The organism is Streptomyces sp. NPDC111606 (assembly GCF_055656945.1).
Genome location: NZ_JBVKBY010000008.1, coordinates 194,653 through 208,803, shown reverse-complemented (window position 1 = coordinate 208,803; position 14,151 = coordinate 194,653). Strand labels below are relative to the sequence as shown.

Genomic DNA, 14,151 nt, shown 5'->3' with positions numbered 1-14,151 from the left:
GAAAAAGTGGCAGCGACCACCGACGGCACCGAAGAGCAGACGGCCGCCCCCGCAGCACCGCGCCCCCCGGCACGCCGCCGCGGCAGGGGCCGGATCGCGACGGCGGTCAGCGTCTTCGGCGAACTCCTCATCACGGCGGGCCTGGTGCTGGGCCTGTTCGTCGTCTACTCCCTGTGGTGGACGAACGTCGTCGCCGACCGCGCGGCGGACAAACAGGCCGACAAGGTGCGTGACATCTGGGCCCACGAGGACGAGGACAGCGGCCGTCCCGCCGAGTTCGACTCCAAGAACGGCATCGGCTTCCTGCACGTGCCCACGATGAGCGGGGACGACATCCTGGTCGAGAAGGGCACGACGTCGAAGATCCTCAACGACGGCGTCGCCGGCTACTACACCGACCCGGTCAAGGCGACCCTGCCGACCTCGGGCAAGAAGGGCAACTTCTCCGTCGCCGCCCATCGCGACGGCCATGGCGCGGAGTTCCACAACATCCACAAGATCAAGAAGGGCGACCCGATCGTCTTCGAGACGAAGGGCGACTGGTACGTCTACAAGGTCTACGCCGTCCTTCCCGAGACCTCGAAGTACAACGTGAAGGTCCTCTCCGCCATCCCGAAGGAATCGGGCAGGACGAAGGCGGGGCACTACATCACGCTGACGACCTGCACGCCGGTGTACACGAGCCGGTATCGGTATGTGGTGTGGGGGGAGTTGGAGCGGGTGGAGAAGGTGGATGAAGAGCGGACGGTGCCGGAGGAGCTGCGTTAGCGGCAGTCCCCTTCAGCTGTTCGTTGCCGGGCCGGGATGGATATGGCTGAGCCCCGGTGCCCTGTCCGGGGCACCGGGGCTCAGCCATTGATACCGGGGGTCAGTCCTCCGTGCGGGCCGACGTTCCCGTCACGCCGCCGAAGATCCCGCCGTTGTCGCCGCCGCCGTTGTTGTTGCCGCCCTGGCCGGGCACGGCGCCCAGGTTGACCGCGGTGCCCTTGGCGACCTGGGTGTTCGGCTGGGGGTCCTGGGTGAGGACGATGGCGTTGTCGTCCTGGGCACCCTGGATGGTGCCCACGGCCAGACCCGCGTCCTGGAGCGCCTTCCTGGCGTCCTTGAGGGACAGCTGGGTCACGGTCGGCACGGCCACCTGCTGCTGCTCGGCTGCCTTTCCGATCTGGATCGTCACCGTCGAGTTCTTGTCGGCCGAACTGTTGGCCTCCGGCGAGGTCGCGATGACCTTCCCGACCTGGTTCGGGTCCTGGGTCTCCACCTCGGCGCAGGTGCCGACCAGGTTGTTGGCCGTCATCTGCGCCTTCGCCTCGTCACAGGTCTTGCCGAGGACGTCCGGGACGGTGGACTTCTCCTCTTCCTTGGCGATGGTGAGGGTGATCGTCGAGCCCTTCTCGACTTCATCGCCCTTGACCGGGTCCTGGTCGAGGACGGTGTTCTCCTCATCCGAGGACTCCCGGAACTCCGTCTTGACTTCCAGCTGGTAGTCGTCGCCTTCGAGCTTGGACTTCGCCTCGTCCAGACTCAGACCGATCACGCTCGGCACAGTCACCTTCGGAGCGCCGGTCGACACCACCAGATCGACGGAGGAGTTCTTGTCGACAGTGGTCTTGGGCTCGGGGTTCTGTTCGCAGATCTTGCCCTGGGGCTGGGCCTCGCAGGCCTTCTTGGTGACCTCGCCCACCTTGAGGTCGCTGTTCGTCAGCAGACTCTCGGCGTCCTTCTGGCTCTGGCCGACCAGGTTGGGCACGGCCACCGTGCTGTTCCCGACGCCGTCGCCGCTGAACACCCACCGGCCGATCAGAACCGCGCCCACCAGTACCAGCACAGCCGCGACGACCAGCAGGATCGTCGACGTGTTGGACTTCTTCTGCTGGCGGCGTCGGTCCGGGCGGTCGTCGTAGCCGTAGCCGCCGTCGTCCGGGTTCATGGGCGGCAGCATCGACGTGGCGCCGGCGTCCGCGGAGCGCAGGGCCGTGGTCGGCTGGTCGTCCGGGTAACCGCCGTAGCCGACCGAGCCCATGGCCGCCGTGGCGGCGACGGGCTGGCCGTCGAGGCAGGCCTCGATGTCGGCGCGCATCTCGTCGGCCGACTGGTAGCGGTAGTTCGGGTCCTTGGTCAGCGCCTTCAGGACGATCGCGTCCATCTCGGGCGTGATCTCCGGGTCGAAGACCGAGGGAGCCTGCGGCTCTTCCCGCACGTGCTGGTACGCGACCGCGACCGGGGAGTCGCCCACGAAGGGGGGCCGCACCGTCAGGAGCTCGTACAGCAGGCAGCCGGCGGAGTAGAGGTCCGAGCGGGCGTCCACCTGCTCGCCCTTCGCCTGCTCCGGCGAGAGGTACTGGGCGGTGCCGATCACGGCGGCCGTCTGCGTCATCGTCATGCCGGAGTCGCCCATGGCGCGGGCGATGCCGAAGTCCATCACCTTGACCTGGCCGTTGCGCGTCAGCATGACGTTCGCCGGCTTGATGTCGCGGTGGACGATGCCGTTGCGGTGCGCGTACTCCAGACCCTGGAGGATGCCGATGGTCATCTCCATGGCGCGCTCCGGCAGCAGCTTGCGGCCGCTGTGAAGCAACTCACGAAGCGTGGAGCCGTCGACGTACTCCATGACGATGTACGGGATCGACACGTTGTCGATGTAGTCCTCGCCCGTGTCGTACACCGCCACGATCGCGGGATGGTTGAGCGAGGCGGCCGACTGGGCCTCCCGGCGGAACCGGGCCTGGAAAGACGGATCGCGCGCCAGGTCCGCGCGCAGCGTCTTCACCGCCACGGTGCGGCCGAGCCGGGTGTCATGCGCGAGGTATACCTCCGCCATGCCACCACGGCCGAGCACCTGGCCCAGCTCGTACCGGCCGCCGAGGCGACGCGGCTCTTCCATAGCTACCTACCAGCCCTCTCCGTCGGTCCCGCCGTCACCCTTGTGGGTGTGGCGGTGTGCCGTCCGGGCATACCGTACCCGGCTCATCTTGTGTGACCTGGCCAAGCCCGTAACCCGATACAGGACCGGTATCGCAACGTGCACCGATGTGAAGGGGACGTGAGCGGGGTCACTTCTTGCTGTCGATGACCGCCTCCATGACGCTCTTGGCGATGGGGGCCGCGAGGCCGCCGCCGGAGATGTCGTCGCGGACCGCGTTCTCGTCCTCGATCACGACGGCCACGGCCACCGGTGCGCTGTTGTCGCTGAGCCTGGCGTAGGAGATGAACCACGCGTAGGGGTTCTCGCTGTTGTCCACACCGTGCTGGGCGGTACCGGTCTTGCCGCCGACCTTGACGCCGTCGATCTGCGCCTTCTTACCGGTGCCCTCGTCGACGACCGTCTCCATCATCGACTGGAGGATCTGCGCGTTCTCCGCGGACAGCGGCTTGCTCATCTCCTCGGGGTCGGTCTTCTCGATGGCGTCGAGGTTGTTGGTCTGGAGCTCGTCGATCATGTACGGCTTCATGAGGGTGCCGTTGTTGGCGACGGCGGAAGCCACCATGGCCATCTGCAGCGGGGTGGTGGCGGTGTTGAACTGGCCGATGGAAGACAGCGCGGTCTGCGAGGGGTTCATGTCGTCGGAGAAGATCGACGCGCTGGTGCGGACCGGCGTGAACTGTTCCTCGGTGAAGCCGAACTTCTTGGCCGTCTCCAGCATCTTGTCGTTGCCGAGGTCCGAGCCGACCTTGCCGAAGACGGTGTTGCAGGAGTACTGCAGGGCGACCCTCAGGGTCGCGTTCTTGCAGGGGATGTTGCCCTCGTTCGGCAGCTTGGTGGTGGTGCCCTCCATGACCCACGGGTCCGGCGAGTCCGTCTTCGCGTCGGCGTCCGTGTACAGGCCGTGCTCCAGTGCCGCCGCGGCGGTGACGACCTTGAAGGTCGAGCCGGGAGGGTAGACCTCGCGCAGCGCCCGGTTGAGCATCGGGTCGTCCGGATTGGTCTTCTTCTGGAGCTTCTGCCACGCCTCGGTGTCGGTCGTCGTGGAGTTGCCGGCGAAGGACGAGGGGTCGTACGACGGGTAGGAGGCCAGCGCCAGGATCTTGCCGGTCGACGGCTCGATGGCCGCGACGGCGCCCTTGGCGCCCTGATTCTTCAGACCGTTGTACGCGGCCTTCTGCGCGGCGCCGCTGAGGGTGGTGACGACGTTTCCACCCTCCCTCTCCTTGCCTGTGAGCATGTCGAGGGTGTTGCGGAAGAACAGCCGGTCGTCGTTGCCGGTGAGGATGCCGTCCTCGATGGACTCCAGCTGGGTGGCACCGAAGGCCTGCGAGGCGTATCCGGTGACGGGCGCCCACATGGGTCCGTTCGCATAGGTGCGCTTGAACTTGAAGTCGCTGCCGGAGGTCTCCTCCGAGCCGGTGATGGCCTTGCCGTCGACGATTATGTCGCCGCGGGGCGTGCCGTAGCGCTCGATGACGACGCGGCGGTTGTTCTTGTCCGTCCTGAGCTTGTCGGCCTGGGCGTACTGGATCCAGTTGTCGCGGATGAGCAGCGCCAGGACCAGAAGTCCGCAGAAGATCGCGATCCGGCGTAGGGGCTTGTTCACGGACGGACCACCTGGGTCATCTCGGCGTCGGGGTTGGGCGCGGGGGCGGGCGCCGGGCGGCGTGCGGTGTCGCTGATGCGCAGCAGGATGCCGATCAGCGCCCAGTTGGCGATGACGGAGGAACCGCCGTACGCCACGAACGGCAGCGTCATACCGGTCAGCGGGATGAGGCCCATGACACCGCCGGCCACGACGAAGACCTGGAGGGCGAAGGCGCCGGACAGGCCGACGGCCAGCAGCTTGCCGAACGGGTCGCGGGCCGCGAGCGCCGTGCGCACACCGCGTTCCACGATCAGGCCGTACAGCAGCAGGATCGCCATGACGCCCGCCAGGCCCAGCTCCTCGCCGAACGTGGCGAGGATGAAGTCGGAGTTGGCGGCGAAGCCGATGAGGTCGGAGTTGCCCTGGCCGAGGCCGGTCCCGAGGGTGCCGCCGGAGCCGAAGGCCCACAGGGCCTGCATGGCCTGCTCGGAGTGGACGATGCCGTCCTGGACGGCGGCACGGGAGAGCGCGAACTCGCGCGCCGGGTCGAGCCAGGCCTGCACACGCGTCTGGATGTGCGGCTCGAAGCTCGCCACACCGACGGCGCCGACCGCGGACATCAGCAGACCGAAGACGATCCAGCTGGTCCGTTCGGTGGCGACGTACAGCATGATGACGAACATCCCGAAGAACAGCAGGGACGTACCGAGGTCGGTCTCGAAGACCAGGATGAGGATCGAGATCGCCCAGACGACGAGGATCGGACCGAGGTCGCGGCCGCGCGGCAGGTACAGGCCCATGAAACGACGGCTGGCCAGTGCCAGGGCGTCCCGCTTCACCATCAGGTAGCCGGCGAAGAAGACGGCAAGGATGATCTTCGCGAACTCGCCGGGCTGGAGCGTGCCGAGGCCGGGGATCTTGATCCAGATCTTGGCGCCGTAGACGTTCGCGCCCAGCCCGGGTACGAGCGGCAGGAGGAGCAGGAACAGCGCGGCTGCCATGGAGATGTAGGTGTAGCGCTGAAGGACGCGGTGGTCCTTGAGGAAGATCAGCACAGCCACCAGCAGGGCGACGCCCATCGCGGAGTACAGCAACTGGCGCGGCGCGGCCTCGACGTAGGCACTGCTCTGCTGCAGTCGCTTCGACTGGTCCAGGCGCCAGATCACCACCAGGCCGAGGCCGTTCAGCAGGGTTGCCAGCGGCAGCATCAGGGGATCGGCGTACGGAGCGAACTTCCGGACGGCCAGATGACCTATGCCTGCCAGCAGGCCCAGACCGATGCCGTAGCCGAGCAGGCCGGCCGGCACCTCGTCGTTGATCGCCAACCCCACGTTGGCGTAGGCGAACACCGGAATGACAACCGCGAACACCAGCAACGCGAGCTCGGTGTTGCGCCTGCTCGGCGCGCCGATCGCGCCGATCGTGGACGTGTGATGCGTCGGCGAGTTCGTAGTACTGCTCATCGTGTGACGGGGCCTCTCACGGCTTGCCTACTGCGTACCGCAGTTCGAGACGACCTTCTGCTCTTCCTCCGAGAGAGTGGGGCCGGGGTTTGGCGTCGCAGTCGGTGTCGGGGAGGTGGACGGGGGCGGGGACTTGGTGGACGCCGACGGATTCGGCGTCGGTGAGGCCTTGGACGTAAGGGAGGTACGGGTGGTTCCCGTGGTGCCTCCGGCCTCGCCCTCGCCCGTCTTGGAGTTCTGCTCGCTCTGGGCGGCCTGCTGATCGGAGCGCTTCTTGCACGCGGAGGCCTGAAGCGACAGCTCGTCGATCTTCGCCTGGGCGTCCTTCAGGCCGCCCTCGGTGATGGTCCCCTCGACGAGTTTGCGCTGGTACGGCGGCAGGTACTTGAGTTCGATCTCGGGGTGATCCTTCTCCACCTTCGAGAGCGAGACCCAGGCCAGGTCCTGGCTGATCCCGCGGTACAGAGCGACGTGTTCCTCGTTGGTGCCGACGTAGTACTGCGTCTGCGTCCAGCGCCAGCCGCCGTAAAGGCCGCCGCCGATGACGGCGAGCGCGAGGGCCGAGTAGAAGGATCTCTTCAGCCACTTGCGGCCCTTGCGCGGCTTGACGAAGTCGTCGTCGGTGTATTCACCGAAGCTGCCCGCCGGGACATAGCCGGTGGTGTCGCCGGAGCCGGGCGGGCCGAACTCGCCGCCCCCGCCGCCCTGTCCGGGCACCTGACGGCCGAGCCCGGAGGCGCGGCCGGCGGGGGTCTGCATGATGCCGTTGTCGTGCAGGTGGTGCTGCTGGTTCTCGGCGACCGCGCCGACCACGACCGGGGTGTCGGACAGCTGCCCGGCCAGGGTGTCACCGGTGTCCAGGTCGAGGACGTCCGCGATGATCACGGTGATGTTGTCGGGGCCGCCGCCGCGCAGCGCCAGCTGGATGAGCTCCTGGACGGTCTCCTGGGGCCCCTGGTAGCTGGCGAGGGTGTCCTCCAGGGTCTGGTGGGACACGACGCCGGAGAGGCCGTCGGAGCAGATCAAGTAGCGGTCGCCGGCGCGGACTTCGCGGATGGAGAGGTCGGGCTCGACATGGTCGCCGCTGCCCAGCGCGCGCATGAGGAGGGACCGCTGTGGATGCGTGGTCGCTTCCTCCTCGGTGATGCGGCCCTCGTCGACGAGGCGCTGCACCCAGGTGTGGTCCTGCGTGATCTGGGTCAGCACGCCGTCCCGGAGCAGGTACGCGCGCGAGTCGCCGACGTGGACGAGGCCGAGCCGCTGCCCGGTCCACAGCAGGGCCGTGAGCGTGGTGCCCATGCCCTCCAGCTGCGGATCCTCGTCGACCATCCCGCGCAGCTGGTCGTTGGCGCGCTGTACGGCCGTACCGAGCGAGGTGAGGATGTCGGAGCCGGGGACGTCGTCGTCGAGGGCGACGATGGTGGAGATCGCCTCGGAGGAGGCGACCTCGCCCGCGGCGGCGCCGCCCATGCCGTCGGCGATGGCGAGCAGGCGGGGACCGGCGTATCCGGAGTCCTCGTTGCCCTCCCGGATCATGCCTTTGTGCGATCCGGCGGCGAAGCGCAGTGACAGACTCATGCGCACCTCGCCCGTCGGCTCCGGATACATCCGCACGGTGCCCACCCTCCGGTCGGGAGCGCGCCGGGGCCCCTGGTGGGGGCCGCCACTGCGTGCTCGCTCCGCTCGCTCATTGTCGTACTACTTCCGCAGCTCGATGACGGTCTTGCCGATGCGGATCGGCGCGCCCAGCGGAATCGGTGTCGGGGTCGTGAGCCGCGTTCGGTCGAGGTACGTGCCGTTGGTGGAGCCCAGGTCCTCGACGATCCACTGGCCGTCGCGGTCCGGGTAGATCCTGGCATGCCGGCTGGAGGCGTAGTCGTCGTCCAGCACGATCGTGCTGTCGTGCGCCCGGCCCAGGGTGATGGTCTGGCCCTGCAGCGCGACGGTGGTGCCGGTGAGTGTCCCCTCGGACACGACCAGCTTGGAAGGGGCGTTACGGCGCTGTCGGCCGCCGCCCTGCTGGCCGCGCTGCTGCGGCGGGGTCGCCGCCTGCCGTGCGGCCTGCTGCGGTCGTGCGGCCTCGCGACGCGATCCGCGCTGTGTGACGCGCGTACCGAACAGGTCGCTGCGGATGACCTGCACGGCCACGATCACGAACAGCCACAGGACGGCCAGGAAACCCAGCCGCATGACCGTGAGGGTCAGCTCTGACATTGCCCCCGCTTCACCCTTCGGCTTGCCGGTAAATGATGGTGGTGCTGCCCACGACGATCCGCGAGCCGTCGCGGAGCGTAGCGCGGGTGGTGTGCTGCCCGTCCACCACGATGCCGTTGGTGGACCCGAGATCCGCGACTGTCGAGGGCGTTCCGGTCCGGATCTCACAGTGCCGGCGGGAGACGCCGGGGTCGTCGATCCGCACGTCGGCGTCGGTGCTGCGGCCCAGCACCAGCGTCGCGCGGGAGATCTGATGGCGTGTGCCGTTGATCTCGATCCAGTAGCGGGTGCGGCCACCGGCCGCGGGCGCGGCGGGAGGTCGCTGGCTGCCCGCGGGCTGCGGGTAGCCGTAGCCGCCGGGGCGGCCGCCGGGCGGCGGCGCGGCCGGCATGGGCGGGGCGCCGGCGGGTGCGGCGGCCGGCGGGTAGCCGTAGCCACCCTGGGCGCCACCACCGCCACCGGCACCGGGCCGCCCGGCCGGGGCGGCGGGTGCGGGGGCCGGCTGGCCGCTCTGCTGGTCGGTGGAACCGGCGAGCGTACGGCTGCGCACGCGGTACAGGCCGGTGTCGAGGTCGTCGGCCTTCTCCAGGTGGACCTTGATCGGGCCCATGAAGGTGTAGCGCTGCTGCTTGGCGTAGTCGCGGACCATGCCGGCGAGCTCGTCGCCGAGCTGGCCGGAGTAGGGGCTCAGACGCTCGTAGTCCGGGGTGCTGAGCTCCACGATGAAGTCATTGGGGACGACCGTGCGGTCGCGGTTCCAGATGGTCGCGTTGTTGTCGCACTCGCGCTGGAGCGCTCCCGCGATCTCCACGGGCTGGACCTCGGACTTGAACACCTTGGCGAAGGTGCCGTTGACCAGACCTTCGAGACGCTGCTCGAACTTCTTCAGGACTCCCATGGGGCACCTCCTCCGTAGCCTGCTTCGTCCTTTTTCCCGCCGGGCGGGCACTGCCTTACCTGGTACTGCTTACTGATCGTATCCACGCGCCGGTGAATCGGCTGGTTCCCCCTGTCGGCCCGGTCGACGGGTGTCGACGCCCTCGAAGTTCCCTGTGGAGCTCCCCTTCGAACTCCTCACGGACACAGTCTTGCCATGGATCGTAGAGGCGGCCGCAGACCAGTGTCCCGCACCTGACTGTGGACCCCGACCCGCTCCTGGGGAGATGCGCGGTACCGGTACGAGGTTGATACGTGAACAGGTTCTCGCTGATACGGAGTGCGGGGCACCCCCGCGCGGCCGGTGCCGGGCGGGCCGTCCCGACTTGTGCTGGTGGGCGACTGTACGGCCGTCGCATGGCATCCGCATGGCCTCCGTATGCCCGCTGAACGGCGGTTGCCTGGGGATTAAGGGATGTGAATCCACCCTGGACGGCGTGCTAATGTTCTGCGTGTCGGAAGGCGCCGGACCGCAAGGGAAGAGCCCGAGGACACACCCAATGCGCGGGTGGCGGAATAGGCAGACGCGCTGGATTCAGGTTCCAGTGCCCGCAAGGGCGTGGGGGTTCAACTCCCCCCTCGCGCACCGTGAGAAACCGACGAAACGGGTCTCTGCAGGTGACAGAAGTCATCGCAGGGGCCCGTTTCTCGTTTTCATGATCGCTGTGAGACATCACACAGCCTGGTCAGGGGCACACGAGAGGCCCCGACGCGTGAGCTATCTCACGGTGGGGCCCGTCTTCGTTGCGCTGCTGCGCAGGGGTCGGATTGATCTATGCCGCTGGCGCGACGTGGCCGGTTGGCGTCCAGCTCTGCGGTTCCTTGGTCCGACGTCGGTGGTGGGTACGTCGGCGTGGGCGCTCGCCGCCGAGCGACAGGGTGTCCAGCCATTTCTTGATCTTGCGGCGGTTCGCGTGGGCCAGCTGGAAGGCGAGCAGGATCGTTTGTGCCGCGATGCCACGGATACGGCGGGAGCCCGCGGACTCGATGCCCTCGGCGAGGGGGTTCTTGGCGTAGCCGTTGTAGCCCTCGACGCTGTTGCGGAGCCGGAAGTAGACCCTCTGCCATTCCGGGCTGCCGTAGTCCAGGGCCTGCCACTGCTTTGCGCCGGCTTCGGGGCTGACGGTGATAGTGCGCTGGCGGCAGACTTTGAGCGGACCGGCCGGGCTCGGCTCCGGGTCGATCAGGGGCAAGTGGATACCGCGCCCGAGAGTGTGCGGCTTGATGGGGCACTGAGCCTTGCCTGCCTCGGCGGGGCACATCATCCGCTGGTAGCCATCGGTGTCGGCGTTCTCCTTCGGCATGATGCGGTAGCCGCGTCGAGCTGCGATCAGTCGGACCCAGGTCTCCCGGTCGATGCGATCGGCGTGCAAGTCGATGGTGGCGTTGATCAGGGGGGCCGGCATGGACGGGCAGTACCAGCGGCCCTCGACGAGGATCGCGCCGTGTGCGCCGGCCTGCTTGCCTAGCTGGTCCGCGCGATAGTCGTAGACGGGCTTGTAGCCCATGGCGCGGATGGGTAGCTGCCACTCGTCGGGCTCGGAGTTGTTGTAGGCGCGGTCGCCGGCAAGGTAGCCGGGTTTGTATCCACGCTCCCGGAGTCGGTTGAGGATCTTGAGGCCGTTGTACGCGGGGCGGTGGCCGGGTTTGTCGAGGGAGACGCCGAGGACGAGGGCCGGGAGGACTTCGGGGTTGGGGGTGCCGTCGTCGAGGAGTACGGCTTCGTGCTCGGCGTCGCGGGTCACGATGAGGTGGGCGTCGTAGCCGAAGAGGTACTTCTTCTTGAGCGAGGTCTTCTTCGTGTTCCGAGAAGCCTTGGGCTTCTTGGCGGGCGGTGGAGACGGGCGCATGGAGTTGGAGACTGGCGCGTCAGGGTCCCTGTGGTCGCCTTCGCGTACGTACCAGCCGGCATCGGGGTCCGTGGCAAGCTCCGGCCCGTTCGTGCGGCGGCCGCGGGAGAACGTTCGGACGGGGGTGGCGTCCACGCCCAGGGAGACTTCCGAAAGCGCCGTCAGCAGGCTGTGGAGAGGGCGTAGGGAGGCGTCCAGCACGAACTCGGTGAACAGGGCCAGACGCCGCTCGCGCTCTGCCAGGTCGTCGGTGTCTGCTGCTGTGGCCAGATCGTGGGCCTCTCTGCGTGAGAGGTGCCCGTTGGGCGGGAGCGGAGACGGGTTCATCGCGTCCTTCATCGCGTGGAAGAGCCGGCGGACGACCGCGTAGGCCGCTTCGAAACCCTGGTCGTCGTCTGTGTACTCGGGGATGTCCAGCAGCTCACGTAGCCGCGGGGAGATACGGAAGTACAGGATGTCGGTGACCCGTTCCAGGACGATCTTTCCGCCGGTGTCCTGGGTGCAGACGTAGAGGCCGATGAGGAGGCTTCTGAGGTGCAGGCTGCGGCGCCGCCCGCGCGGCAGGTGGACGAACTCCTCGAGCAGCGCGACGAGTTCGCTGTTGTCCACCTCCCTGATTGCTGCTTCGACGTCGGCGTCGTCGATGTACCTGCGCTCGGCGCGCATCGCCATCAGTCGCTCGTGACGGTCGCTGGGCAGCCTGTGGAAGATCGTCATTGGCTGCCTCGCAGCAAGCGAGCCGCTTCTTCGGCGGGGACGGGGTTCAGGAACGGCAGAATGCGCGAGAGGCCGTGGAGAGTGTCGACGCCGGCAGCCGCGACGATGACGCTGATGGGGAGCCGTGTCTCGAAGAGTTCGACCAGCCAGGTGGACCTGAGGCGGCCCATGACCAGGCGGGGGGTACCGGGGCTGGCCTTGGTGCGGTCAAGGAAGTTGGTGACGGTGTTGGTGCCGCGGCTGAAGCAGTTCGGACGGAACAGGAACTGGGCGGCGCCTGCGGTGTCGAGACGGTCGGCGGCGGCGGCCAGGACGCCTTCCCAGGGGCGGCGGCAGAGGATCTCGCGTTTCCGAGTTCCGCGAGTGGCCACGACGACTGAACCGCTACCGCTGGAGGTTCGGCGGACGTCATGGACGCGCAGCGGGATGACCTCCGGTGAATCGAGGCCGACGCCGAGTCCGACTGCCATGAGGGTCTTGCAGCCCCAGCGAAGCTCCTCGGTGGGCTGCCCACTGGCCCAGCCCCACAGATCCGCGAGCTCGGTCCTGCTGTACGGGCCGTTTGCGACGGAGGCCGACAGCTTGGCTGGTTTACCGGTACGGCACTCGCCGCCCAGGACGACTTCGCGCAGACGAAGGAGCCTGGTGCGGTAGTTGCCCCGGGTGCTCTCGCCCACTTGGGGACAGCCGACTGCGATGAACCGCTCGATCGCCTCGCGGGACAGCCACACCTCGGCCCTTGCGGGCATGCCTTCCCCATCACAGAAGAGCGCCAACTGCGTCAACGAGGTGAGCAGTTCACGCGCCTGGTACGGCAGGAGCGGGTCGGCGAGACGGACCACACGGCGCACTTCATCGCCGACGCGGCTCCACCCCGCGGGGGAGCCGGCCGGGCGATAGGAATCAATGCGCTGACTCATCACATGCCGCCACACCAGCACCCCGGCAGGTGGGGTGCTATTCGAATAACATGTATCTGCGGCAGCAGTCCCGCGCGACCGGGGAGGACCGGATGGGTCAGACTTCACCTCATGCCCCAAGGAGATGCCCGTCGACTGCCGCCGCGCGCGTACTGCGCCAGCGGCGCGTGGCCTGAGGCCGTCATGGAGGAGCATCACGGGGCGCGTGTCGCCCAGGCACTGGCCGGCAGGCTCCACGCGGCGATCGCCGAGAAAGGTTGGTCGGCCGCGGAGCTGTCCCGGCGCAGCGGGGTCGCCCGTTACACGATTGCCAAGGCCCTGGCCGGTGAGGCCTGGCCCGATCTGCTCACCATCGCCAATCTGGAAAAGGCGCTGGAAGTGGACCTGTGGCCGGGGCGGGAAGTGTGACGACCGAGGCCGTTGAGGTCGAAAGAAGGGCTGTTCGAGGCTGAACACGAAGCGGTCATCCCTTCGAGCGAAGGGCAGGACCATATTTCGCAACGCGCTACCGGCGGCGCGGAGCCGTCCGTAAAATACAGCGTGGCACGAACTGATCCGGCACTGTGGAAGGTTCTCGGGAGGTTCGTTGCTGTAGGCCGCCACCGCGGAAGTAATTCCAGGTGGCGGCCGCCTTTTGCTCGATAGAGGCTGAGTGATCGAGTTTTGTTCTAAGAGGTCGTCCGGACTCCGGAGGCGTGCTGGTAATTGGAACCCGGGTGCTTCACGAGTTCGCCGGCACGCACAAGCTCATCCATGGTCACGCGGACGCTCTTCCCCTTGGCGGGCTCGCCCAGGGCCTGAGCCATGGAGCCTGCCTTCCAATGGCGCATTGGATCCTGAAGCATGATCTCCCGGATGCGATCCTTGCGGGTCTGGCCTTGGGCGTTGGCTGCTGTCATGTCATCGTCTTCGTCGTCGTCCGCCGACGACTGTCGCTGATCCGGGATGCCGTTGCGCCTCCACTCGTCCGCGGTGTCCTTGTGCTTCTTCAACTGGCGGGCCAGGCGCAGCTCCTGACGCACCTTATAGATGTCCTTTTGTAGACCCTCCTCCTTCTCCTCGAGCTTTGCGATGTGCGTGTCAGGGTCACCGGCAAATTCTTCCCAGGGAAGGTCCTCAACCATTGGTGAACCGTATCTATGACAGGGCATCGGCAACCCTCTCCGCAAGGGGTATTTCACTCGAACTGGCGACGTGATCAATTACCCTTGTCAGCCAGGTTCGAAGATGCTCGAAAAGGGTGAAAATTTCCCCTGTGCTGTCTACTGATCTGGTGGAACGTTTCTCTCGCCTGCGTTTCTAATGGTTTCCCTGTTCTATTCCGTCTGGTCGATTACCCGGCCCATGTTTCAGGGGTAATTTCGATCGGATCCCAGAATTGCGCTTCGTGGTAACTGGGTATCTGTATTCCCCTGTCTTTGTAGGTAGCTGGGCCTACCCGGAGGGGACAGGCCCTCGCCTGAGCATCGTGGAGTCCTGCTTCCTCGGGCATGCCTGACCCGGTCCTGGTTACGCCTGAGGGGTAAGGCGCACAGGT

The 14,151-nt window shown here is 67.3% G+C and carries 11 protein-coding genes and 1 tRNA gene; 3 read left to right on the top strand and 9 right to left on the bottom strand.

Going from position 1 to position 14,151, the window contains the following annotated elements; translation table 11 throughout:
- Positions 1 to 6 precede the first annotated feature (6 nt).
- Positions 7 to 768 (top strand): class E sortase, encoded by a 762-nt coding sequence (locus ACZ7M7_RS27765; RefSeq protein ID WP_365055411.1) that lies wholly within the window; start codon positions 7 to 9, stop codon positions 766 to 768.
- Positions 769 to 868: 100 nt separating this feature from the next.
- Here ACZ7M7_RS27765 and pknB read toward each other — a convergent pair whose 3' ends face one another.
- From pknB to ACZ7M7_RS27735, 6 genes are all read right to left on the bottom strand, one after another.
- Positions 869 to 2,884, bottom strand: coding sequence for a Stk1 family PASTA domain-containing Ser/Thr kinase (gene pknB / locus ACZ7M7_RS27760; RefSeq protein ID WP_472121258.1), 2,016 nt, complete (start codon positions 2,882 to 2,884; stop codon positions 869 to 871).
- Between the two features lie 169 nt (positions 2,885 to 3,053).
- Positions 3,054 to 4,532: a peptidoglycan D,D-transpeptidase FtsI family protein gene (locus ACZ7M7_RS27755; RefSeq protein ID WP_383608359.1), complete on the bottom strand. Its 1,479-nt coding sequence runs from the start codon at positions 4,530 to 4,532 to the stop codon at positions 3,054 to 3,056.
- The gene (locus ACZ7M7_RS27750) at positions 4,529 to 5,977 is read right to left on the bottom strand and encodes an FtsW/RodA/SpoVE family cell cycle protein (RefSeq protein WP_383608362.1); all 1,449 of its coding nucleotides are present in this window, start codon (positions 5,975 to 5,977) and stop codon (positions 4,529 to 4,531) included. Before ACZ7M7_RS27750 ends, ACZ7M7_RS27755 begins: the two co-directional genes overlap by 4 nt.
- A gap of 27 nt (positions 5,978 to 6,004) precedes the next feature.
- Entirely contained in the window at positions 6,005 to 7,585 is a 1,581-nt protein-coding gene (locus tag ACZ7M7_RS27745) for a Stp1/IreP family PP2C-type Ser/Thr phosphatase (RefSeq protein WP_383608581.1), read from the bottom strand.
- A 90-nt stretch (positions 7,586 to 7,675) separates the two neighbouring features.
- On the bottom strand, positions 7,676 to 8,191 hold the full coding sequence (locus ACZ7M7_RS27740; protein WP_383608365.1) for an FHA domain-containing protein FhaB/FipA: 516 nt from the start codon (positions 8,189 to 8,191) through the stop codon (positions 7,676 to 7,678).
- 10 nt (positions 8,192 to 8,201) lie between these two features.
- The gene (locus ACZ7M7_RS27735; RefSeq protein ID WP_383628833.1) at positions 8,202 to 9,089 is read right to left on the bottom strand and encodes an FhaA domain-containing protein; all 888 of its coding nucleotides are present in this window, start codon (positions 9,087 to 9,089) and stop codon (positions 8,202 to 8,204) included.
- A 540-nt stretch (positions 9,090 to 9,629) separates the two neighbouring features.
- Here ACZ7M7_RS27735 and ACZ7M7_RS27730 point away from each other — a divergent pair.
- Positions 9,630 to 9,713: transfer RNA gene (locus ACZ7M7_RS27730), tRNA-Leu, on the top strand.
- Between the two features lie 187 nt (positions 9,714 to 9,900).
- Here the strand turns inward: ACZ7M7_RS27730 and ACZ7M7_RS27725 are convergent.
- Positions 9,901 to 11,694, bottom strand: coding sequence for a hypothetical protein (locus tag ACZ7M7_RS27725; protein WP_472121251.1), 1,794 nt, complete (start codon positions 11,692 to 11,694; stop codon positions 9,901 to 9,903).
- Complete coding sequence (locus ACZ7M7_RS27720; protein WP_472121248.1) at positions 11,691 to 12,536, bottom strand: hypothetical protein; 846 nt, start codon at positions 12,534 to 12,536, stop codon at positions 11,691 to 11,693. Before ACZ7M7_RS27720 ends, ACZ7M7_RS27725 begins: the two co-directional genes overlap by 4 nt.
- 189 nt (positions 12,537 to 12,725) lie before the next feature.
- On the opposite strand from ACZ7M7_RS27720, the gene ACZ7M7_RS27715 reads away from it, so the two are divergent.
- A complete protein-coding gene (locus ACZ7M7_RS27715; protein WP_380849927.1) occupies positions 12,726 to 13,022 on the top strand; it encodes a helix-turn-helix domain-containing protein in 297 nt (98 codons plus the stop codon).
- A gap of 260 nt (positions 13,023 to 13,282) precedes the next feature.
- On the opposite strand, the gene ACZ7M7_RS27710 is transcribed toward ACZ7M7_RS27715, so the two are convergent.
- The gene (locus ACZ7M7_RS27710) at positions 13,283 to 13,738 is read right to left on the bottom strand and encodes a hypothetical protein (protein ID WP_380849930.1); all 456 of its coding nucleotides are present in this window, start codon (positions 13,736 to 13,738) and stop codon (positions 13,283 to 13,285) included.
- Positions 13,739 to 14,151 lie beyond the last annotated feature (413 nt).